This window comes from Methylobacterium sp. ME121, from assembly GCF_000974725.1.
GTDB classification, from domain to species: domain Bacteria; phylum Pseudomonadota; class Alphaproteobacteria; order Rhizobiales; family Beijerinckiaceae; genus Methylobacterium; species Methylobacterium radiotolerans.
This window is the reverse complement of sequence record NZ_BBUX01000027.1, coordinates 51630-72889: the sequence shown is the minus strand read 5'-3', so window position 1 is coordinate 72889 and position 21260 is coordinate 51630. Positions and strand designations below refer to the sequence as shown.

19 protein-coding genes are annotated in these 21260 nt (G+C 72.0%); 9 read left to right on the top strand and 10 right to left on the bottom strand.

The window, feature by feature from the left end; all coding sequences use genetic code 11:
* Positions 1 to 513 precede the first annotated feature (513 nt).
* The 4 genes from dnaK (at position 514) to ME121_RS17750 (ending at position 5025) form a co-directional block, all read left to right on the top strand.
* On the top strand, positions 514 to 2430 hold the full coding sequence (dnaK, locus tag ME121_RS17765; RefSeq protein WP_029359089.1) for a molecular chaperone DnaK: 1917 nt from the start codon (positions 514 to 516) through the stop codon (positions 2428 to 2430).
* Positions 2431 to 2680: 250 nt separating this feature from the next.
* Positions 2681 to 3823, top strand: coding sequence for a molecular chaperone DnaJ (gene dnaJ / locus ME121_RS17760; protein WP_024829063.1), 1143 nt, complete (start codon positions 2681 to 2683; stop codon positions 3821 to 3823).
* A gap of 139 nt (positions 3824 to 3962) precedes the next feature.
* A complete protein-coding gene (locus ME121_RS17755; protein WP_012320852.1) occupies positions 3963 to 4601 on the top strand; it encodes a class I SAM-dependent methyltransferase in 639 nt (212 codons plus the stop codon).
* Between the two features lie 109 nt (positions 4602 to 4710).
* Positions 4711 to 5025, top strand: a complete 315-nt coding sequence (locus tag ME121_RS17750) for a hypothetical protein (protein WP_059409306.1) — start codon at positions 4711 to 4713, stop codon at positions 5023 to 5025.
* 39 nt (positions 5026 to 5064) lie between these two features.
* On the opposite strand, the gene deoA is transcribed toward ME121_RS17750, so the two are convergent.
* The 8 genes from deoA to ME121_RS17710 form a co-directional block, all read right to left on the bottom strand.
* Positions 5065 to 6378: a thymidine phosphorylase gene (gene deoA, locus ME121_RS17745; RefSeq protein ID WP_059409305.1), complete on the bottom strand. Its 1314-nt coding sequence runs from the start codon at positions 6376 to 6378 to the stop codon at positions 5065 to 5067.
* Positions 6379 to 6380: 2 nt separating this feature from the next.
* A complete protein-coding gene (gene deoC, locus ME121_RS17740; RefSeq protein ID WP_029359092.1) occupies positions 6381 to 7112 on the bottom strand; it encodes a deoxyribose-phosphate aldolase in 732 nt (243 codons plus the stop codon).
* Positions 7105 to 7929, bottom strand: coding sequence for a purine-nucleoside phosphorylase (locus ME121_RS17735; protein WP_059409304.1), 825 nt, complete (start codon positions 7927 to 7929; stop codon positions 7105 to 7107). The genes deoC and ME121_RS17735 overlap by 8 nt, the downstream gene beginning before the upstream one ends.
* Positions 7922 to 8362: a cytidine deaminase gene (locus ME121_RS17730; RefSeq protein ID WP_059409302.1), complete on the bottom strand. Its 441-nt coding sequence runs from the start codon at positions 8360 to 8362 to the stop codon at positions 7922 to 7924. Before ME121_RS17730 ends, ME121_RS17735 begins: the two co-directional genes overlap by 8 nt.
* A gap of 64 nt (positions 8363 to 8426) precedes the next feature.
* Positions 8427 to 9194: an anti-sigma factor family protein gene (locus ME121_RS17725; RefSeq protein WP_029359095.1), complete on the bottom strand. Its 768-nt coding sequence runs from the start codon at positions 9192 to 9194 to the stop codon at positions 8427 to 8429.
* Between the two features lie 101 nt (positions 9195 to 9295).
* Positions 9296 to 9931, bottom strand: coding sequence for a sigma-70 family RNA polymerase sigma factor (locus ME121_RS17720; protein ID WP_012320859.1), 636 nt, complete (start codon positions 9929 to 9931; stop codon positions 9296 to 9298).
* A gap of 57 nt (positions 9932 to 9988) precedes the next feature.
* Positions 9989 to 10555, bottom strand: a complete 567-nt coding sequence (locus tag ME121_RS17715; protein ID WP_012320860.1) for a glutathione peroxidase — start codon at positions 10553 to 10555, stop codon at positions 9989 to 9991.
* Between the two features lie 60 nt (positions 10556 to 10615).
* Positions 10616 to 11743, bottom strand: coding sequence for a patatin-like phospholipase family protein (locus ME121_RS17710; RefSeq protein ID WP_024829056.1), 1128 nt, complete (start codon positions 11741 to 11743; stop codon positions 10616 to 10618).
* A 407-nt stretch (positions 11744 to 12150) separates the two neighbouring features.
* Between ME121_RS17710 and ispG the strand changes: the two genes are divergently transcribed.
* The 5 genes from ispG to ME121_RS17685 all read left to right on the top strand — a co-directional run bounded on the left by ispG (position 12151) and on the right by ME121_RS17685 (position 19690).
* A complete protein-coding gene (gene ispG, locus ME121_RS17705) occupies positions 12151 to 13479 on the top strand; it encodes a flavodoxin-dependent (E)-4-hydroxy-3-methylbut-2-enyl-diphosphate synthase (RefSeq protein WP_024829055.1) in 1329 nt (442 codons plus the stop codon).
* A gap of 360 nt (positions 13480 to 13839) precedes the next feature.
* A complete protein-coding gene (locus tag ME121_RS17700) occupies positions 13840 to 15858 on the top strand; it encodes a potassium transporter Kup (protein ID WP_012320863.1) in 2019 nt (672 codons plus the stop codon).
* Between the two features lie 568 nt (positions 15859 to 16426).
* Positions 16427 to 16906 carry a (2Fe-2S)-binding protein gene (locus tag ME121_RS17695; RefSeq protein WP_012320864.1) on the top strand — a complete coding sequence of 160 codons (480 nt, stop codon included), beginning with the start codon at positions 16427 to 16429 and terminating at the stop codon, positions 16904 to 16906.
* Entirely contained in the window at positions 16903 to 19233 is a 2331-nt protein-coding gene (locus ME121_RS17690) for a xanthine dehydrogenase family protein molybdopterin-binding subunit (RefSeq protein ID WP_012320865.1), read from the top strand. Before ME121_RS17695 ends, ME121_RS17690 begins: the two co-directional genes overlap by 4 nt.
* A gap of 49 nt (positions 19234 to 19282) precedes the next feature.
* Positions 19283 to 19690, top strand: a complete 408-nt coding sequence (locus ME121_RS17685; protein WP_408902446.1) for a hypothetical protein — start codon at positions 19283 to 19285, stop codon at positions 19688 to 19690.
* Between the two features lie 219 nt (positions 19691 to 19909).
* Here ME121_RS17685 and ME121_RS17680 read toward each other — a convergent pair whose 3' ends face one another.
* Positions 19910 to 20704, bottom strand: a complete 795-nt coding sequence (locus ME121_RS17680) for a DUF1194 domain-containing protein (RefSeq protein ID WP_012320867.1) — start codon at positions 20702 to 20704, stop codon at positions 19910 to 19912.
* Between the two features lie 312 nt (positions 20705 to 21016).
* Entirely contained in the window at positions 21017 to 21241 is a 225-nt protein-coding gene (locus tag ME121_RS17675) for a hypothetical protein (protein WP_012320868.1), read from the bottom strand.
* Between the last annotated feature and the right edge of the window lie 19 nt (positions 21242 to 21260).

Genomic DNA, 21260 nt, shown 5'->3' with positions numbered 1-21260 from the left:
GCTTGATGCCGAACAGGCGCTCGAAGAAGTTCTGGGCCTGCGCGGGGGGCGCGGCGAGCATCCCGGGCGCCGCGACGGCGACCGCCAGGATCGGGAGCAGGAGGCTGCGGGTCGGGCGCATCGGACTCTACGACGGGGACACGAAGTGGCGGGGCCACGCGCAACCCCTTGTCGAAACGTTAACACGCCGTCGATGGCGCCGACGTGGCAGCGGAGCAACAAAATGCAGCCACGCCACCGGGCCGCGGCCGGCCGTGCGGCGAGATCCTGCCGGAATGACAAGGAGATGGCGCGGATCCGCGTGGCCGATCCCGCCGCGCAGGCTTCGCCTTGCGGGCCCGGAACGGGCTTCTTATATCGCCCTCGACGCGGGATTGCGCGCTGGGTTTCAGCCGTTCACGGCCCTTGATCCGGCCCGGGTCCCATACTCACATCACCCCCGACACCGCCATGGGCCGAGCTGCTTCGGGGCTCGGCGGTCTGCTTGAACGCGACACAAAGAGGGATCCCACCATGGGTAAAGTTATCGGCATCGATCTGGGCACCACCAATTCCTGCGTGGCCGTGATGGAAGGCACGCAGCCCAAGGTCATCGAGAATTCGGAAGGCGCGCGCACCACGCCGTCCATCGTCGCCTTCACGGACGACGGCGAGCGGCTCGTCGGCCAGCCGGCCAAGCGCCAGGCGGTCACGAACCCCGAGCGCACGTTCTTCGCCATCAAGCGGCTCATCGGCCGGACCTACGACGACCCGATGACCCAGAAGGACAAGGGCCTCGTGCCCTACAAGATCGCCCGCGGCGACAACGGCGACGCCTGGGTCGAGGCGGACGGCAAGAAGTACTCGCCCTCGCAGATCTCCGCCTTCACGCTGCAGAAGATGAAGGAGACCGCCGAGTCGCATCTCGGCCAGCCGGTCACGCAGGCGGTCATCACGGTCCCGGCCTACTTCAACGACGCCCAGCGTCAGGCCACCAAGGACGCCGGCAAGATCGCGGGCCTCGAGGTGCTGCGCATCATCAACGAGCCGACCGCGGCGGCGCTCGCCTACGGCCTCGACAAGAAGAAGTCGGGCACGATCGCGGTCTACGACCTCGGCGGCGGCACCTTCGACGTCTCGATCCTGGAGATCGGTGACGGCGTGTTCGAGGTGAAGTCGACGAACGGCGACACCTTCCTGGGTGGCGAGGACTTCGACAACCGCATCGTCGAGTACCTGACGGCCGAGTTCAAGAAGGAGCAGGGCATCGACCTGACCAAGGACAAGCTCGCCCTCCAGCGCCTCAAGGAGGCCGCCGAGAAGGCGAAGATCGAGCTGTCCTCGGCCACCCAGACCGAGATCAACCTGCCCTACATCACCGCCGACAACACCGGCCCGAAGCACCTCGCGCTGAAGCTCAGCCGGGCGAAGTTCGAGTCGCTCGTCGACGACCTGGTGCAGCGCACGATCGAGCCCTGCCGCAAGGCGCTCAAGGATGCCGGCGTCTCGGCCTCCGAGATCGACGAGGTGGTGCTGGTCGGCGGCATGATCCGCATGCCGAAGATCCAGGAAGTGGTGAAGTCCTTCTTCGGCAAGGAGCCCCACAAGGGCGTCAACCCGGACGAGGTCGTGGCCATCGGCGCCGCCGTGCAGGCCGGCGTGCTCCAGGGCGACGTCAAGGACGTGCTGCTGCTCGACGTGACCCCGCTGTCGCTGGGCATCGAGACGCTGGGCGGCGTGTTCACCCGGCTCATCGACCGCAACACCACGATCCCGACCAAGAAGTCCCAGACCTTCTCGACCGCCGAGGACAACCAGAACGCGGTCACGATCCGGGTCTTCCAGGGCGAGCGCGAGATGGCGGCCGACAACAAGCTGCTCGGCCAGTTCGACCTCGTCGGCATCCCGCCGGCGCCCCGCGGCATGCCGCAGATCGAGGTGACCTTCGACATCGACGCCAACGGCATCGTCAACGTGACGGCCAAGGACAAGGCGACCAACAAGGAGCACCAGATCCGCATCCAGGCCTCGGGCGGCCTCTCGGACGCCGACATCGACCGGATGGTGAAGGACGCCGAGGCGAACGCCGAGGCCGACAAGAAGCGCCGCGAGCTCGTCGAGGTGAAGAACCAGGGCGAGAGCCTGATCCACGCCACCGAGAAGTCGGTGACCGAGTACGGCGACAAGGTCCCGGCCGCCGACAAGGGCGCGATCGAGACCGCGATGACCGCGCTCAAGACCGCGCTCGAGGGCGACGACGTCGAGACCATCAAGGCCCGCACCACGGACCTGATGCAGGCCTCGATGAAGCTCGGCGAGGCCATGTACGCCGCCAACCAGGCGGCCGGCCCGGATGCCGGGGCCGAGGCGGCGGCCTCCGAGAAGAAGGACGACGTCATCGACGCCGACTTCCAGGAGGTCGACGAGAAGGACCAGAAGAAGCGCGCCTGAGGCGCGGATCTGATACGACCGCGCGGGGCCGGAGCGATCCGGCCCCGCCTTTGCGTGAGCAGCGTATTCAGAAGCTCCGTCATGCCGGGCATGCGGGGCCCGGGATCCAGGGCCGACGGCAGAGCGCGAATCCGCGTCGTCGGCGCTTCTGGTTTCCGGGCTCGTCAGCGGCGCCCCGGATCGGCGGCGCAGTGGTAGAAGCGTCGCGGCCCGGGGTTCGGGACGGGACGGGAAGGCACCTGAGGGCGGGATGTCGAAGCGGGACTATTACGAGATCCTGGGGGTCACCAAGACCGCCACGGAAGGCGAGATGAAGGTCGCTTTCCGCAAGCTCGCGATGACCTATCATCCCGACCGGAATCCCGGCGACAAGGACGCCGAGATCAAGTTCAAGGAAATCAACGAGGCCTATCAGTGCCTCTCGGACGGCCAGAAGCGCGCCGCCTACGACAGGTTCGGCCACGCGGCCTTCAGCCAGGGCGGCGGCGGTCCCGGATTCGGCAACGAGTTCGGCGACTTCATGTCGGACATCTTCGACAATTTCTTCGGTGACGGCCGCGGTGGCGGCGGCGCGCGCGGCCGCGGCGGCACGCCGGGCCGCGAGCGCGGGGCCGACCTGCGCTACAACCTCGAGATCACCCTGGAGGAGGCCTTCACCGGCAAGGCCGAGACCATCAAGATCCCGACCTCGATCACCTGCGAGGTCTGCGACGGGTCCGGCGCGAAGCCCGGCTCGAAGCCGCGGACCTGCCCGACCTGCGCGGGCTACGGACGGGTCCGGGCGGCGCAGGGCTTCTTCGCCATCGAGCGGACCTGCCCCAACTGCCACGGCCGCGGCGAGATCGTGGACGATCCCTGCACCGCCTGCCAGGGCGCCGGCCGGGTCAACCGCGAGCGCACCCTCTCGATCAACGTGCCGGCGGGCGTCGACGACGGCTTGCGGATCCGGCTCGCCGGCGAGGGCGAGAGCGGGCTGCGCGGCGGGCCGGCGGGCGACCTCTACGTCTTCCTGTCGATCAAGCAGCACGAGTTCTTCCAGCGCGACGGCGCCGACCTGTTCTGCCGGGTGCCGATCTCGATGGTGACGGCCGCGCTCTCGGGCGAGATCACCGTGCCGGTGATCGACGGCTCGCAGACGCAGGTGCGCATCCCCGCGGGGACGCAGACCGCCAAGCAGTTCCGCATCAAGGGCAAGGGCATGCCGGTGCTGCGCTCGCGGGAGGTCGGCGACCTCTACATCCAGGTCTTCGTCGAGACCCCGCAGAACCTGACCAAGCGCCAGCGCGAGCTGCTCCAGGAGTTCGATCAGTCGGCCTCCCCGGAGAACCATCCCGAATCCGCGGGCTTCTTCTCGAAGGTCCGGGACTTCTTCGGGGGTGCGGTCCGGCCGTGAGTCCGGATCCGAAACCCGGGACGGCCCGTTATGCAAGCGGCCGGCGTGGCTTGCATCCCCTAGGCGCGGCGCCGGCTTGACTGTAAGACAGCGCCGTCCCTAGCCATTCATTCTCATCCGGCATCAAGGAATCCAGGACTTGCCGCCGCTCCGCCGTCCCAACGCGAAGGCTCCTGCGGGCAGGAGCGCGATTTTCGGGCCGCGGCGCGACCCCCTCGAGGACGAGGCCCGGTTCCTGCGGTCCTGGCTCGAGCGCCCCCTGGTCACGGGGGCCGTGACGCCCTCGGGCAAGATGCTCGCCCGGACCATGGCCGCCTACGTCGACCCGCGCCTGGAAGGGCCGGTCGTCGAGCTCGGCCCCGGCACCGGGCCGGTGACCGAGGCGCTGATCCGGCGCGGCGTCGCGCCGGAGCGGCTGATCCTCGTGGAGTTCAACCCCGATTTCTGCCGCCTCCTGACCCATCGCTTCCCGGGCGTGCGGGTCATCCAGGGCGATGCCTACAACATGCGCGCGAGCCTCGAGGACGTGCTGACGCAGCCCGCGGCCGCGACGATCTCGAGCCTGCCGCTGTTCACCAAGCCGCTGGAGCAGCGGCTCGACCTGCTCAACACCGCCCACGACCTGATGCGGCCGGGCGCGCCGTTCGTGCAGTTCACCTACGCGGTCGTGCCGCCGATCCCGGCCCGCTGCGAGGCCGGCAGCTACACCGCGGACCGCTCCAATCGGGTCTGGCTGAACCTGCCGCCGGCGCGGGTCTGGGTCTACCGCCGACCCTGACCTGAACACGGCCTGAGCGAACAGGTCACGTTTGCGTCAACTGGAAAGGCGCAGACCTGGGACACGGCCGGACGCCACAGGGCGACCGGCGTGGATCAGGAGAACGCCGATGTTCACCAAGACCGCACGGACCCGCCTGGCCGCCGCCCTGGCCCTGGGCGGACTCGCCCTCGCGGCGCCCGCGACGGCCGCCCCTCTCGGCCGCGATGCCGGCCTGCGGGCGGAAGGCGGCGACGTCCACACCGTCCAGTACGGCTACGGGCACCGCCACGGCGGCTGGGGCCACCACGGCTACGGCCCGCGCCATCACCATCACGGCGGCTGGGGCCGGGGCCACCATCACGGCTGGCGGCACCACGGCCTCGGGCCGCGTCACCATCACCACGGTGGCTGGGGCCACCGTCACGGCTACGGCCGCTGGTAACAGCTGGTCCGCGCGCCCGGTCCCGACCGGGCGCGGCCCCTAACCGGCGTCCACCCGCTCCAGGACGGGCGGCCGCTCCGTCGGCGCGTCGCCCATCCGGTAGGCCGCCCGCAGCGCGGCCTCGGCCCGGTCCGCGGCGGCCTCGTCGGCCGCGTGGACGATCCCGAGCAGGCCGCCGGACGATCCCGGACCGGCGAGGTCCGTGAAGCCGACGCGCGGGTCGACGGGATCCTCCGGCCGCGTGCGTCCGCCCCCGAGTCCGATCACCGCCAGGCCCAGCGCCCGCGTCGCGATCCCCGCGACGGTCCCGTCCTTGCGCACCGCCCGGCGCACCGGTGCCGCCGGCAGATGCGCCGCCGGCCGCTCCAGGAGATCGCCCGGCCCGCCCAGGGCCGCGACCATGCGGCCGAAGCCCTCGGCCGCCCGGCCCGACGCGAGGGCCCGCTCCAGCCGCTCCGCGGCGCTGTCGCGGTCCGGCGCGAGGCCGCCGACGACCAGCATCTCCGCGCCCAGGGCCACCGTGACCGCGTGGAAGCGCGGCTCGCGGCGCGCGCCCGTCAGGTAGTCGATCGCGTAGGCGACCTCGACGGCGTTGCCGGCCGCGCTGGCGAGCGGCGCGTCCATGTCGGTGATCAGCGCGGCGGTGTGCAGGCCGGCCCCCACCGCCACCGTGACGATGCTCCCCGCCAGGGCGCGCGCCTCGGGCAGCGTCGCCATGAAGGCGCCGGAGCCCTGCTTCACGTCCATCACGAGCCCGTCGAGCCCGGCGGCGAGCTTCTTCGACAGGATCGAGGCGGTGATCAGGTCGCGGGATTCGACCGTGCCGGTGACGTCGCGGATCGCGTAGAGGCGCCGGTCCGCGGGCGCGAGCTCGGCAGTCTGGCCGATGATGGCGCAGCCGACCGTACCGACGACCCGGCGGAACGCGTCGAGGCCCGGCGTCGCGTCGTAGCCCGGGATGCTGCCGAGCTTGTCCAGCGTCCCGCCGGTATGGCCGAGGCCGCGCCCCGAGATCATCGGCACGTAGCCGCCGCAGGCCGCGACCATCGGGGCGAGCGGCAGGCTCACCGCGTCGCCGATGCCGCCGGTGGAGTGCTTGTCGAGGACGGGCCCGGGCAGGTCCCAGGCGAGGACCCGGCCCGACTCGGCCATGGCCCGGGTCAGCGCCACCCGCTCCGGCAGCGACAGGCCGCGGAAGAACACCGCCATGGCGAAGGCCGCCGCCTGACCCTCCCCGACCGTGCCGTCGGTGAGGCCGCGGATGAAGGCCCCGATCTCGTCTGGATCGAGGGGCTGGCCGTCGCGCTTGGCCCGGATCGTCTCCTGAGGCAGCCTCTCCTGGGAAAGCCGCACGCTCACAGCGTCCGCGCCCGCATTAGGGTCTCGAACAGGCTGCTCGCCCCCAGCCGGAAGGTTCTCGGGCTCACCCAGCCGGGGCCCATCAGCCGGTCGGCCAGATCGAGGTAGGTGGCGGCGTCGGCGACGCTGCGCAGGCCGCCGGAGACCTTCAGGCCCGCGGGGCGGCCGCCGCCGCGGATCTCGGCCAGCATCGCCTCGGCGGCCTCCGGGGTCGCCGAGACCGGGCTCTTGCCCGTGGAGGTTTTCAGGAAATCGGCGCCCGCCTCCAGGGCGATCCGGCCGGCCTCCCGGATCCGCCCCGGATCGGCGAGTTCGCCCGTCTCCAGGATCACCTTGAGGGTCGCGGACCCGCAGGTGTCGCGCACGGCCTCGACCATGTCGCGGGCGATCGCCGCCTCGCCCCGCAGCAGCGCGCCGTAGGGCAGGACGAGGTCGATCTCGTCGGCGCCGTCGCGCAGGGCCTCGGCGGTGTCGTCGGTGGCGCGGGCGCAGTCCTCGCCGCCCGCGGGGAAGTTGATCACCGTGGCGATCCGGATCCCGGTGCCCGCGAGCGCCCGCGCGCCCTGCGCGACGAAGCGCGGCCAGACGCAGATCGCCGCGACGCCGCCGCGCTTCGCGTCCCGGCAGAGGACGTCGATCTTGGTCTCGGTGCAGGTCTCGCCGAGATCGGTGAGGTCGAGGAGCGGCAGGGCCCGGCGGGCGACCGCGCCGGCATCGGGATCAGTCATCGGCTGTCTCTCCGTCGGGCAGGCCGGCCACGAGGGCCCGGACCAGGCGGCCGAGATCCTCCGCGGCCCGGGCCGCCACCGCCTTCGTCTCCGCGTGGTTCGGGTCGCCGCCCGCGATGCCGGCCGCGAGGTTCGTCACCACCGAGACCGCCGCCACCGGCAGGCCGAGAAACCGGGCGAGGATCACCTCGGGCACGGTCGACATGCCCACGAGGTCGGCGCCCAGGAGGCCGGCCATCCGCACCTCCGCGGGCGTCTCGAAGCTCGGGCCCGAGAACCACGCGTAGATCCCCTCCCCCAGGGACACACCGCAGGCCCCGGCCGCCGCGCGGAGCCGCGCCCGCAGGTCCGGGTCGTAGGCCTCGGTCATCGGCACGAACCGCGCGTCGCTGGCCTCGCCGATCAGCGGGTTCATCCCGGAGAGGTTGATGTGGTCGGCGAGCAGCACGAGGCTGCCGGGCCCGGTCGCCGGCCGCAGCGATCCGGAGGCGTTGGTGAGCAGCAGGCGCCGGGCGCCGAGGTGCCGGGCGCAGGCGAGCGGCACCCGCATCGCCGCCGGGTCACCGCGCTCGTAGGCGTGGGCCCGCCCCTCGAAGATCAGGACCGGCCGCCCCGCGAGGCGTCCCCGGTGCAGCCGGCCGCCGTGGCCGCTGACGCCGGGCCCCGGAAATCCGGGGATCGCCGCGTAGTCGACGGCGCTCGCGTCTGTGAGGGCCGCCGCGATCCCGCCGAGGCCGGTGCCGGTCACCACCGCGCAGGCGTAGGGACCCGCGAAGCCGGCGGCGCGCAGGGCGTCGCGGGCGGCCGCCTCACTCACCGAGCGTCTCCGGGCCGAAGGATTCCGGCAGCAGCTCCGCCAGGGTGAAGCTGCGGGCGACGCCGCCCGGACCGGCGGCGTGGATCGGGGTGTCCGGCCCGGCGAACTCGCGGATGCGCTGGCGGCAGGCGCCGCAGGGCGTCACCGGGCCGTTGCCGTCGCCGCAAACCAGGATCGCCGCGATGCGCCGGCCTCCGGCCGCCACCATGGCGGCGATCGCCCCGGCCTCCGCGCAGGTTCCGACCGGGTAGGCGGCGTTCTCGACGTTGCAGCCGGCGTGGATCCCGCCGCGCTCGTCGCGCAGCGCGGCCCCGACCGGGAAGCGGGAATAGGGTGCGTGCGCGTGCGCGCGCACCGCGCGCGCCGCCTCGAACAGGGCTGCGAGCCCGTCATCGTCCCCTGCTGGGTCCCGTGCTGGATCCGCGGACTGCATGGCCGATCTTTGGCACCCGCCGGGGCGCCCTGTCGAGGCCCTGGGCGGGAGTCCGGCGCGGCGCTCAGCGGCTCGCCGGACCGGCGCCGAGGAGGCTCGCCGCCTGACGCAGGTCCGCGTCGCTGCGCGGACCGCTCAGGGCGTAGGCGGTGTCGCCCGCGTTCCACGAGACGACGTCGCCGTCGTCCGAGCCGGTGATGAGCGTCGTCGGTCCGCCGCGGATGCCGCGGGTGGCGAACAGCGACGCCTCGCCGAAGCGCTCGGTCTCGAGGGCGACCTCGATCCCGGTGCCGTGCCGGGCGGGGAAGACCTGGATGTCGCGCACCCGCCAGCCGTCGGGCAGGGCCGGCAGGTCGATGCCGGTCGCCGAGCGGAGGCGCGCCCGGTCGTAGACCGGGTCGTCGGCCTGGCCGCCGATGCTCTTGCGCAGCTGCGCCACGACCCGGGCCTGCCGCGCGTCGGCGATCAGGGCCGGATCCGGGGTCGCCGCCAGGGTGTCGGGAACGCCGAAGCGGCCGATCTCGTCGTGGGCCAGCCAGCCCGCGCCCACGAGCACCGCGATGGCCGCGGCCCGCTTGAGCCGCGACGCGACGCGGCGCCAGCGCAGGTTCCGGTCGAAGCGGCGCGCCAGGACCATGTTCCGGTCCGGCCCGGGCCCGGGAACGCGCTCGAAGCAGGCCCGCAGGGCGTCGCGATCGTGCATCTCGGCCATCACCCGGGCCGCGGCCGCGGGGTTGGCCGCGAGATGCGCCTCGACGTCGAGACGGCGCATCGGGTCGATCTGGCCGTCGACGAAGGCGATGAGATCGTCGTCTGTGATCGGATCGATCATCGTGAAGTCCTCGAATCCAGCGTGCCCGGAGGCGATCCGCCGGTCGCAATCGTCAGTCGCCACCGGCGCCCTCGGGTGCCGGCCCTTCGTCAGCTCCGTGCTCAGCTCTCTCCGACGGCGCGTCGCAGAGGCCAGGCGGACCTTTCCCGCGGCTCGTCGGAGACGACGAGCCGGAGGGTGGAGGGCGGCCCGCGCCGCGTCTCGGGTGCCTTGGCCGTCTCCGCGTCGTCGGCGCCGCGGTCGGTCCGCGTCCCCTCCTCGAAGGCCCGCAGGGCCGCACGGCCGCGGCCGAGACGGGACATCAGGGTGCCGATCGGGATGCCGAGAACGGCCGCCGCGTCGGCGTAGGCCATGCCTTCCAGGGTGACGAGGTGGAGCGCGGCGCGCTGCTCCTCCGGCAGCTTCAGGAAGGCCTGCCGGATCTGGGCGAGGCGCACCTGCCCCTCCTGGGCCGGCGGCGCCATGTCCTCGGTCATCCGCACCAGCGTGTCGGCGTGCCGCGCCTCGACCTGCCGGCGGCGCTGCTCGTCGATGAAGGCGTTGTGCAGCACCGTCATCATCCAGGTGCGCAGATTGGTGTTCGGCCGGAGCGAGCCCTGCATCTCCAGGGCCCGCACCAGCGTGTCGTGGACGAGATCGTCGGCCCGCAGCGTGTCGCGGGTGAGCGACCGGGCGTAGCGCCGCAGGGGCACCAGCAGGTCGAGGAGGTCCGGGCGCTTGTTCTTGTCCGATGCCATAGGGTGTGAACGCGTCGGCCCGGCGGTTTAATCCCGCAGGCCGGCCCGGCTGAGAGCTCAGGCCTGATCGAGGGTGGCGGCGATCCCCGAGATGACCCGCGGATCGGTCGGCTCGACCTGCGTGGCGAAGGCCGCCGCGAGGGTGCCGTCACGGGCGATCAGGTACTTGTGGAAGTTCCAGCGCGGCGTCTCGGCGGGGCGCTCGGCCGCGGCCCAGCGGTAGAACGGATGGGCGCCCGGCATCTTCACCCGGGTCTTGGCCGTGAGCGGGAAGGTGACGCCGTGATTCTTCCGCGCCGCCTCCGCGATGGCCGGCCCGTCCAGCGGCTCTTGGTTGCCGAAATCCGGCGACGGCACGCCCAGCACGACGAGCCCGCGATCGCCGAACCGCGTCCAGAGTGTCTGGAGCCCGGCGAGCTGCCCGGCATAGCCGCAGGCCGTCGCGGTGTTGACCACGAGGACCGGCTTGCCCGCATAGGCGGAGAGCGGCATGGGCGCCCCCTCCGGGGTCTCGAAGGCGAAATCCGTCGCCCGTGCGGTTCCGGCCGGCTGCTCGGCGGCGCGGGCGCCGCCGGCGAGACCGGCACCGAGCAGGATCAGGGCCTCGCGGCGCAGAAGCGTCATGGCAGGTCTCCGGTGCGGACGTTCCGGCGCGTCAACGAACCAGATCGGGAAAGGATCGACCTACTGATACGCCTGCTGCAGGTCGACCGTACAGTCCCGGCCGATCCGCTCGTAGTTCTCGGCGAGCCACGCCTGGGCGGCGGCGCGGCCCTTGTCGCGCAGGCGCTTGAACACGGTCCAGCGCGCGTCGAGCTTGGAGGCGGCGTTGTAGTCCTCCAGGGCGTCGGTGCCGTCGATCCGGTGAATGAGGACCCGGCGGTACTGTCCCTGGCCGAGGATGCCCTCCTCGATCAGCCCGTCGACGAAGTCGATCGCCCGCAATTCCCGCATCAAATTGGCGTTGAAGGTGATCTCGTTGAGCCGGTCGCGGATCTCCGCCTCCGTGCGCGGGGTCTCGCGCCGCTCCACGGGGTTGATCTGGACGAGCACGATGTCGCGGGTCTGGGCGCCGCGATGCAGGGGATAGAGCGGCGGGTTGCCGAGATAGCCGCCGTCCCAGTAGGGCACGCCGTCGATCTCCACCGCCTGGAAGACGGTGGGCAGGCAGGCCGAGGCCATCAGGTGGTCGACGGTCAGGCGCTCGCGCTCGAACACCGCGAGCTTGCCGGTCCAGACGTTGGTGGCCGAGACGAACAGGCCCGCCGTGTCGGCCTCGCGCAGGCGGTCGAAATCGACCTGCTCGGCGAGCGCCTTGCGCAGCGGATTGATGTTGAGCGGGTTCGACACGTAGGGGCTGGGCGCCAGCATCTTGGCCCAGAACTCGGCCACGGGATTGCCCTTCCACAGGCTGAACAGGCCGCTCACGAGATTGCGCTGGGCCGGCCCCAGGTCGCCGTCGAGGCTGACCTCGCGCCAGAACCGCTCCAGCCCCTCGCGGGCGCCGTCCGGGCCGCCCTTGAGCCAGCCATCCACCAGGACGACCGCGTTCATCGCTCCGGCGCTCGCCCCCGTCACCGCCTCGAAGCCGAGGCGGCCGTCCTCGATGAGGGCGTCGAGCACGCCCCAGGTGAAGGCGCCGTGCGCGCCGCCGCCCTGGAGCGCCAGCGCCACCGGCTTCTCGGACCGGGGCCCGGTCAGCGCGGTGCCCGGCACCTGCGCCGGCTGAGCGTCGATCGCGTCCGTGACGGGCGATTCGGGGACGGCGGTGGCGGGATTGTGCGGCTCGGCGCCGCCGAATTGCTCGCTCATGTCGGCCTCCTGATCCGCACGATAGATGGAACACAGATGGGATGCTGCAATGCAGCATCAACCATGCGCCGGGATCGCGACGGGGCACCCGGCCGCGCGCCGGCACCCGCGTCCGCACCCGCGTCGGCATGAGCGAATCGGCAACAGCGGCCGACGAAAACCGGCCGGCGGCGCGTCGGACGCCGCCCGGACGTGCAGAAAACTCGACATCCGCGCCCGGATACGACATGACAGCCGCGATGCTGTCCTGCGCGATGCTGCCCCGCGCGGCGCCGGGTTGACGCGGCGCCGGGTCGTCCGCAGCTAACCCGCGGCAGCCCCGAAGTTCCGGCGAGGCGTGTCCCCGGGACCGGCCCGGCAGCCGTCACGGCTCCGGCACCCGCGAGGCGCGCCCGCGAAAGTCCACGATGGAAGTCATGGAAGCCACCCGTTCCGAAATCCCCGCCGACAACCCGCTGGCCGGCGGCGGCCCGGAGATCGCCGGCCCCGCCCCGCGCCACCGCACCGTCGGCGTCACGGTCGGCGAGGGCGACGGCGCGGTCACGGTCGGCGGCGGCGCCCCGATCGTCGTCCAGTCGATGACCAACACCGACACGGCCGACATCGACGCCACGGTGGCGCAGGTCGCCCAGCTCGCCCGGGTCGGCTCGGAGCTCGTGCGGATCACGGTCGACCGCGACGAGGCGGCCGCCGCGGTGCCGAAGATCCGCGAGCGCCTCGACCGGATCGGCGTCCACGTGCCGCTGGTGGGCGACTTCCATTACATCGGCCACAAGCTGCTCGCCGACCACCCGGCCTGCGCCGAGGCGCTGGCCAAGTACCGGATCAACCCCGGCAACGTCGGATTCAAGGACAAGAAGGACACGCAGTTCTCGTCGATCATCGAGCAGGCGATCAAGCACAACAAGACCGTGCGGATCGGCGCCAACTGGGGCTCCCTCGACGGCGAGCTGCTCACCCACCTGATGGACGAGAACGCCAAGGCGCCGCGGCCGATCGACGCCCGCGCGGTGATGCGCGAGGCGATGGTCCGCTCGGCGATCAGCTCGGCCGACCGCGCCGTGGAGCTCGGCCTGCCGCAGAACAAGATCATCCTCTCGGCCAAGGTCTCGGCGGTGCAGGACCTGATCGCCGTCTATCGCGAGGTGGCGCGCCGCTCGGACTACGCGATCCATCTCGGCCTCACCGAGGCCGGCATGGGCTCGAAGGGCCTCGTGGCGGCCTCGGCCGCCATCGGCGTGCTGCTCCAGGAGGGCATCGGCGACACGATTCGGTACTCGCTGACGCCCGAGCCGGGCGGCGACCGGACCGTCGAGGTCAAGGCCAGCCAGGAACTCCTGCAGACCATGGGGTTCCGCACCTTCGTGCCGATGGTGGCGGCCTGCCCGGGCTGCGGCCGCACGACCTCGACCACGTTCCAGGAGCTGGCCCGCGACATCCAGAACTGGATCGTCACCTCGATGCCGGAGTGGAAGAAGACCTATCCGGGCGTCGAGGGGCTCAACGTCGCCGTGATGGGCTGCATCGTGAACGGCCCGGGCGAGTCGAAGCACGCCGATATCGGCATCTCGCTGCCCGGGACCGGCGAGACCCCGACCGCGCCGGTCTTCATCGACGGCAAGAAGGCGATGACGCTCCGCGGCCCGACGCTGGCCAAGGACTTCGAGACGATCGTCATCGACTACATCGAGCGCCGATTCGGCCAGCAGGGCGGAACCCGCACCGCCGCCGAGTGAGGAGCGGGGCGGGCCGACGAGCACGCCCCCCCCCCGCGACGGAGGACGCGGCGCCCCGGACCGCGATTCCGGGTCGCCGCGGGCGGGCCCGGATCCCGGGCGCGCCGTGCCCGAAAGGCGCGTCGCGTCGACCTTGACGGGGCGGCCCGCCGCGCCGAGACCCAGCTCCGCGATCTTCGCAGGCGCACACGGTTTCCGGGCGCACGAGGGCATGATAGCAAGGCCGCACGATCCCGCGAGCGGTCGGCCCGGTGGCCGGCCCGCACGGTTCGGCGGAGTCTTCGCGTTTTCTGCCCGGCCCCGACTGGCCCCTGAGCCGAACCGCGAAGCGCCGGCCACGCCCGAGCTTCCGACATCCGCATGAGCCACACCTTCGCACCCGGCGTAGCCCCCCAGCCCGCGCCCGCAGCCCCCGACGCCGCGCGCGCGGCCGACCAGGCCGCCGACGAGACCGGCGCTCCGGCGCCGACCCACGGACCGGCCACCTCCGGCACCCTGGACGCCCCCGAGAAGGCCGAGACCCAGCACGGCCATGCCGGCTTCTGGACGCTGCTGGTCGGCTCCGTCGGCGTCGTCTACGGCGATATCGGCACCAGCCCGCTCTACGCGTTCCGCGAGGCGCTGGTCCCGGCCCGGACCGACGGCATCCTGCTGCCCGAGGAGGTGATCGGCACCGTCTCGCTGATCCTCTGGGCCCTCTTCATGATCGTGACGGTCAAGTACGTCGCGATCCTGCTGCGCATGGACAACAACGGCGAGGGCGGCATCCTCTCGCTGATGGCGCTGGCCCGGAAGGCGCTCGGCGGCTCGCGCATCGTCTTCATGCTGGGGCTCCTCGGCGCCTCGCTGTTCTACGGCGACGCGGTGATCACCCCGGCGATCTCGGTGCTGTCGGCGGTGGAGGGCCTGAAACTCGTCACGCCCGCCCTCGACGAGTACGTCCTGCCGATCACCGTGGTGATCATCGTCGCGCTGTTCCTCGTGCAGAACCGCGGGACCGGGAAGGTGGCGGCCTTCTTCGGGCCGGTGACGATCGTGTGGTTCCTCGCGATGGCGCTCGCGGCGCTGCCGCACATCGGCCTGCACCCGGAGGTGTTCCGCGCGCTCAATCCCTGGCACGCCGTGCACTACCTGCTCGGCCACGGCAGCGGCGCGCTGATCGCCCTGGGGGCGGTGTTCCTGGCGGTGACCGGGGCGGAGGCCCTGTTCGCCGATCTCGGCCATTTCGGCCGCAAGCCGATCCAGGTGGCGTGGATCGGACTCGTCTTCCCGGCGCTGGCCCTCAACTATCTCGGCCAGGCCGCCCTGGTGCTGGAGAAGCCCGACACGGCCGATCCGTTCTTCCAGCTCGTGCCCGCCTGGGGCCTGCTGCCGATGGTGGTGCTCGCCACGATCGCCACCGTGGTGGCGAGCCAGGCGGTGATCACCGGCGCCTTCTCGCTGTCCCGGCAGGCGATCCAGCTCGGCCTGCTGCCGCGGCTGGAGATCCGCCACACCTCCGAGTCGCATGCCGGCCAGATCTACCTGCCGCAGATCAACGCCCTGCTGATGTTCGGCGTCGTGCTGCTGGCGGTGCTGTTCAAGACCTCGTCGTCGCTCGCCTCGGCCTACGGCATCGCGGTGACCGGCACGATGCTGCTCACCGCCTCGCTGACCTTCCTGGTGATGTGGCGCATGTGGAAGTGGTCGCCGGTGGCGGCCGCCGCCGTGATGCTGCCCTTCATCGTCCTCGAGTTCCTGTTCCTGCTCTCCAACCTGATCAAGGTGGTGGAGGGTGGCTACGTGCCGCTGCTGCTCGCGGGCGGCCTCATCATCCTGATGTGGACCTGGGTGCGCGGGGTGACGATCCTGTTCAACAAGACCCGCAAGACCGACGTGCCGCTGGTCGAGCTGGTCGGGATGCTGGAGAAGAGCCCGCCCCACCACGTGCGCGGCACCGCGGTGTTCCTGACGAGCGATCCCGAGATCGCCCCGGCGGCGCTCCTGCACAACCTCAAGCACAACAAGGTGCTGCACGAGAAGAACGTGATCCTCACCGTCGAGACGGTGGACACGCCGCGCTCCAACGAGGCCGACAAGGTGCGGATCGAGCCGGTCGGCCCGCACTTCTACCGCGTCGTGATGAAGTTCGGCTACATGGAGACGCCGAACATCCCGAAGACGCTGGTGCTGCTGCGCCGCCAGGGCTTCAAGTTCGACATCATGGCGACGTCGTTCTTCCTGTCGCGCCGCTCGATCCGTCCGGCCGCCCATTCCGGCATGCCGCTCTGGCAGGATCGGATCTTCATCACGCTGGCCAAGAACGCCAACGACGCCACGGACTTCTTCCAGATCCCCACCGGCCGGGTGGTGGAGGTTGGGACGCAGGTGACGGTCTGAGGGCCGCGCCGCCACGGTCGTCGGCACCCGCGTCCTGATCATCCGAGATCCGGACGGCGGTGGCCCTGTCCCGGTCCGCCCGAGCGCGCCGTGCCACGCGGACGGCACAGGGGCTGCCGCGACATGGTCGACTGGCCCGAGCAGCCGCGGGACAGTTCCGGAGCCGGCGCCGACACGACTGCCGCGGGTTGCTCTGCCGGCTCGACGGAGATCGGCAGCGGGCGCCCGTCATCGCGCGCAGCGCCCCGGCTGGGGCGCGGTCCCGGGGCGCAGAGCGGACAGGGCCGTCGGCCTGAACCGGCCGACTTTCGTCTACTTGTAGATGATCGCCCATGTGCGCCGCCGCACGCGGCATGTCCCGCGCGCAGAGGCTCCGGGATGACCGGCCGCCTCCCCGCGTTGCGCCCACCCCGCCGCGTGCCTTAGAATATTTATTATTCTGAGCTTGAGCGTTCGCCCCGTGGCCTGTCCGCAACGGGGAACGTGAGCCGGCTAAGCCGGTCGTGGCCCCCGGCCCGGCTCGGACCCGACTGAACGCCGCTCCGGCGCCGCCAGACAGGACGCAACGATGATCAAACTCACCGTGAACGGGGCTGCGCGCAGCTTCGACGGCGACCCCGACATGCCGCTGCTGTGGTACCTGCGGGACGAGCTCGGGCTCACCGGCACCAAGTTCGGCTGCGGCGTCTCGCTCTGCGGGGCCTGCACCATCCATCTCGGCGGCGCGGCGACCCGCGCCTGCATCACGCCGGTCTCGGCGGCCGCGGGCCAGGAGGTCGTGACCATCGAGGGGCTGTCGCCGGACGGCAACCACCCCGTGCAGGTGGCGTGGCGCGACCAGAACGTCGCCCAGTGCGGCTTCTGCCAGTGCGGCCAGATCATGCAGGCGGCCGCCCTCCTCAAGGACACGCCCAAGCCCACCGACGACGACATCGACACCACGATGAGCGGCAACATCTGCCGCTGCGGCACCTACCCGCGCATCCGCGCCGCGATCCATCAGGCCGCCGGCCAGCCGGCGCCCGCCAGCAAGGGAGAGCGCCTGTGATCCACGACGCCAAGCTGAGCGCCGAGCGCGCCGCCGGCACCAGGCCGGCCCTCGACAACGTCAGCCGCCGCGGCATCCTCGGCGGCGCCGGCGCCCTGGTTCTGGCCCTCTCGCTGCGCCCCGCCCGGGCCGACGAGACCCAGACCCAGGAGCAGAAGGAGCAGAAGTTCGGCGCCGACGGCATGCCGCACGGCTGGCGCGACGATCCGAAGATCTTCGTCGCCATCGCGCCGGACGGCACCGTCACGGTGACCAACCACCGCTCCGACATGGGCCAGGGCATCCGCACCTCGGTGGCCTTCACGGTCGCCGACGAGCTGGAGGCCGACTGGTCGAAGGTGAAGGTGGTCCAGGCCTGGGGCGACGAGACCCGCTTCGGCAACCAGGACACGGACGGCTCGCGCTCAACCCGCCACTTCTTCCAGCACTTCCGCCACGCCGGCGCCGCCGCGCGGCTGATGCTGATCCAGGCGGCGGCCAAGCAGTGGGGCGTGCCGGCCTCCGAGGTCACGGCCGTCAACCACACGCTGACCCACGCCAAGTCCGGCCGCACCCTCGGCTACGGCGCGGTCGCCCAGGCCGCCGCCGAGCTGCCGGTGCCCACCGACGTCAAGCTGAAGGACCCGAAGGACTTCCGCTACATCGGCACCGGCAAGATCGGGCTGATCGACAACTTCGACATCACCACCGGCAAGGCCGTCTACGGCCTCGACACCAAGCTCGACGGGATGCTCTACGCGGTCGTCGCGCGCCCGGCCGTCTACGGCGGCAAGGTGAAGTCGTTCGACGACGGCGAGGCCAAGAAGGTCCCGGGCGTCGTGAAGATCTTCAAGATCGACGGCGGCGAGATCCCGTCCGAGTTCATGCCGCTCGGCGGCGTGGCGGTCGTGGCCAAGAACACGTGGGCGGCCATGAAGGCTCGGGACGCCCTCAAGATCACCTGGGACGACGGCCCGAACGCCGGCTACGACACCGACGCGTTCCGCAAGGAGCTGGAGGCCGCGGCCCGCAAGCCCGGCAAGGTCGTGCGCACGCAGGGCGACGTCGACGGCGCCCTGGCCAAGGCCAAGACCAAGGTCCAGGCCGAGTACTTCGTGCCCCACCTCGCCCAGGCGCCGATGGAGCCCCCGGCGGCGGTGGCCCGCGTGAAGGACGGGTTCTGCGAGGCCTGGGCCTGCGTCCAGGGTCCGCAGGCGGCCAACGACCGCCTGATGAAGGCGCTCAAGCTGCCCGACGACAAGGTCAAGGTGAACGTCACGCTGCTCGGCGGCGGCTTCGGCCGCAAGTCCAAGCCCGACTACGTGGTCGAGGCGGCGCTCTGCTCGCAGGCCGTCGGCGGCGCGCCGGTGAAGCTCGCCTGGACCCGCGAGGACGACCTCCACCACGGCTTCTACCACACGATCTCGGTGGAGCACCTGGAGGCCGGCCTCGACGACAAGGGCATGCCGGTGGCGTGGCTGCACCGCTCGGTGGCGCCGACGATCGGCTCGATCTTCGCGCCGGACCCGAAGCACGAGCTGCCGTTCGAGCTCGGGATGGGGCTGGTCAACACGCCGCTCAACATCCCGAACATGCGGCTCGAGAACCCCGAGGCCGCCGCCCATGTCCGCATCGGCTGGTTCCGCTCGGTGTCGAACATCCCGCACGCCTTCGCGATCCAGTCCTTCGTGTCGGAGCTGGCGCACGCCGCCGGCCGCGAGCCGAAGGAGTACCTGCTGGAGCTGATCGGTCCCGACCGGAAGATCAGCCCGACCGAGATCGGCGACGTCTGGAACTACGGCGAGGATCCGAAGCGCTACCCGATCGAGACCGGCCGCCTGCGCGGCGTGATCGAGGCGGCCGCCAAGGGCGCGGGCTGGGGGCGTCAGATGCCCAAGGGCACCGGCCTGGGCATCGCCGGCCACTACAGCTTCGTCACCTACACGGCGGTGGCGGCCGAGGTGGAGGTCGACGACAAGGGCCAGGTCCAGGTGAAGGCGATCGACATCGCGGTCGATTGCGGGCCGCAGGTGAACCCGGAGCGCATCCGCTCGCAGATGGAGGGCGCGGTGGTCATGGGGATGGGGCTCGCCCTCACCTCCGAGATCACCTTCAAGCAGGGCCGCGCGGTGCAGAACAACTTCGACGGCTACGAGGTCCTCCGGATCGATGCTGCCCCGAAGGTGGTCCGCGTGCACCTCGTGCCGACCGGCAGCTACGACGGGCCGCTCGGCGGCGTCGGCGAGCCCGGCGTGCCGCCGGTGGCGCCGGCCATCGCCAACGCGATCTTCGCGGCCACTGGCCGCCGGGTCCGGCAATTGCCGATCCGCGATCAGCTGAGCGCCTGAACCGTCACCCGTCGCGAGACGTTGGGGCCGTGGGGGAACCCGCGGCCCCATGTTTTGGAAAGCACCCGACCCGATGATGCGTCCCGCCCTCACGGCCTGCCTGACCCTGATCCTGACGGCGGTCCCCGCCCTCGCCTCGCCCTGCGGCGACCGGATCGACAGCATGTCGAAGCGCGTCCAGTCCGAGGTGAGCCAGTCGATCTCGGCCAATACCAGCGGCCAGGGCAACGCCGCCAAGCGCGGCGGCGAGGGGCTCACCGGGACGGAGGGGCAGCGGGCGAACGAGTCGCCGCAGGCCCCCCCGGAGAAGGCGGCCCAGGCCGGCCAGGGCGCGGACGCCGCCCAGCAGGCGAAGGTCGCCCTGGAAGAGGCGCGCACGGCGGATCAGAAGGGCGACGCCAAGGGCTGCGAGGCGGCGCTCGCCCGCGCCGAGCAGCAGATGAAGAAGGCGCCGTGAGGAGCTTGGCGGAACAGGCCGGAGGCTCGGTGACCGCGCCTCGACATCGCCGTTGATCCAACCCGCACCGTCATCCTGAGGCGCCGGAGCGCAGCGCGGGCCTCGAAGGAGCCGTCCAGAGGCCGCGCGGTCCCCGGAGCCCTCCTCCGCGGCCTCGCCGCGCAATCACCTCAGTCAGGACGAGGAGGAGGATTGGATAGGGTCGGTCCGGCCCTGCCCCTACCGAGCCAGCGCGCTGATCTCGATCACGAACTTCCGCCGCAGCGCCCGCGAGAAGTCGCCGTAGCCGGCGGCCGCCAGCAGGAACGCCCCCGGACCGCCGATGACGTGCGCGCGGTACCACTGCTCCAGACTCGTCCGCTCCTGCGGCAGCGGGGTCGGGAGCAGGCCATAGCCGGGCGCCCGGTAGGCGCCGGCCCCGACCACGTCGTTCTCGCCCGGCACCAGGATCGGCAGGCCGTTGACCGTCGCGCCGGTGTCGAGCAGCGACCGGTGCGCCTCCGTGAGGCTGTCGGCGTCGGTGCAGTTGTCGATCCCGTCGCCGGAGACGTCGACCACCACGCGCTCGGCCGGGACCGGCAGCGCCGGGAGCACGGCGGCGGTCACCGTGCGGAACATCTGGCCGAGGCAGGTGAACTCGCCCGCCTGCCGCGGGGTGGCCCGGACTAGGGCCGCGGCCGCCGCGGCGTCGGCGCGGCCGGCGATCCGCCGCCATCCGACCGCGAGGTTCGCCCGGTCCGCCCAGGTGACCATCGCGAACAGGATCCCGCCCGGATTGCCAGTGATCGCGCCGAGGACCGACGGATCCTCCAGGGCCTCGGCGATGCCCTCCATCTGCAGCCGGAAGCGCGCGTCGTCGACGGATTGCGACACGTCCACGGAGACGACCAGCGCGGTGGCGACGCTCTCGGGCGCAGCTTGAACAGGCTCGGCTGTGGCGGGCGCGAGCCCGAGGAGCAGGAGGCCGGCGCCCCGCAGCACGCCGCGGCGGATCCGTCGCGAACCCGTCCGCATCATCGGCCTCGGCGCTCCCGGAAGGCGCGGCCCTGCGGCCGTCGCGCATCCGTTAGGCCACGTTTCGACGTCGCGCGAAACCGGCCTTTCGGGGGGCCCGCCGCGCGGACCCGCCCGTCGGACCGACGCGCCGCGGGGCAGGCCCGGATGCGCGTCGGCACGGTGTCGTTGGGCGCGAAGCCCGGCCCCGGTGAGGAAGGTTCGCTCCGGCGGCGGTGGCCCGCTCATCTCGGAGGTTGCCCGTCCTCCGGCCCCGTCCCTAGGCCGGCCGCGGGGTCGTCGCGGGCGGCCTCGGCCGCCCCGGAAGGTGCCTCAGGCCGCCGCGGCCGCGAGCGCGTGCGGGTTGCCGTTCAGGCCGGCGCAGAGATCGTCGATCTCGGCGAGGTCCAGCGCCTCGCCGGCCCGGCCGGCGATGGTGTCGATCAGGTGATCCTGACGGGGGTCGAACGGGTGACCCTGCATCCGGTAGAACTGGTAGTAGCGCAGCGCCGCCAGGACGGTGTCACGCTCGCGGTCGGTTACGGTGAAGTGCTGCATGGGTAGTCGCTTCCCCTTG

What these genes read in the sequence shown, in the direction of transcription:
- dnaK (WP_029359089.1), top strand. Translation starts at nt 514, where the DNA reads ATGGGTAAAGTTATCGGCATCGATCTGGGCACCACCAATTCCTGCGTG.
- dnaJ (WP_024829063.1), top strand. Translation starts at nt 2,681, where the DNA reads ATGTCGAAGCGGGACTATTACGAGATCCTGGGGGTCACCAAGACCGCC.
- ME121_RS17750 (WP_059409306.1), top strand. Translation starts at nt 4,711, where the DNA reads ATGTTCACCAAGACCGCACGGACCCGCCTGGCCGCCGCCCTGGCCCTG.
- deoC (WP_029359092.1), bottom strand. Translation starts at nt 7,112, where the DNA reads ATGACTGATCCCGATGCCGGCGCGGTCGCCCGCCGGGCCCTGCCGCTC.
- ME121_RS17730 (WP_059409302.1), bottom strand. Translation starts at nt 8,362, where the DNA reads ATGCAGTCCGCGGATCCAGCACGGGACCCAGCAGGGGACGATGACGGG.
- ME121_RS17725 (WP_029359095.1), bottom strand. Translation starts at nt 9,194, where the DNA reads ATGATCGATCCGATCACAGACGACGATCTCATCGCCTTCGTCGACGGC.
- ME121_RS17720 (WP_012320859.1), bottom strand. Translation starts at nt 9,931, where the DNA reads ATGGCATCGGACAAGAACAAGCGCCCGGACCTCCTCGACCTGCTGGTG.
- ME121_RS17715 (WP_012320860.1), bottom strand. Translation starts at nt 10,555, where the DNA reads ATGACGCTTCTGCGCCGCGAGGCCCTGATCCTGCTCGGTGCCGGTCTC.
- ME121_RS17710 (WP_024829056.1), bottom strand. Translation starts at nt 11,743, where the DNA reads ATGAGCGAGCAATTCGGCGGCGCCGAGCCGCACAATCCCGCCACCGCC.
- ispG (WP_024829055.1), top strand. Translation starts at nt 12,151, where the DNA reads ATGGAAGTCATGGAAGCCACCCGTTCCGAAATCCCCGCCGACAACCCG.
- ME121_RS17700 (WP_012320863.1), top strand. Translation starts at nt 13,840, where the DNA reads ATGAGCCACACCTTCGCACCCGGCGTAGCCCCCCAGCCCGCGCCCGCA.
- ME121_RS17695 (WP_012320864.1), top strand. Translation starts at nt 16,427, where the DNA reads ATGATCAAACTCACCGTGAACGGGGCTGCGCGCAGCTTCGACGGCGAC.
- ME121_RS17685 (WP_408902446.1), top strand. Translation starts at nt 19,283, where the DNA reads ATGTTTTGGAAAGCACCCGACCCGATGATGCGTCCCGCCCTCACGGCC.
- ME121_RS17680 (WP_012320867.1), bottom strand. Translation starts at nt 20,704, where the DNA reads ATGCGGACGGGTTCGCGACGGATCCGCCGCGGCGTGCTGCGGGGCGCC.
- ME121_RS17675 (WP_012320868.1), bottom strand. Translation starts at nt 21,241, where the DNA reads ATGCAGCACTTCACCGTAACCGACCGCGAGCGTGACACCGTCCTGGCG.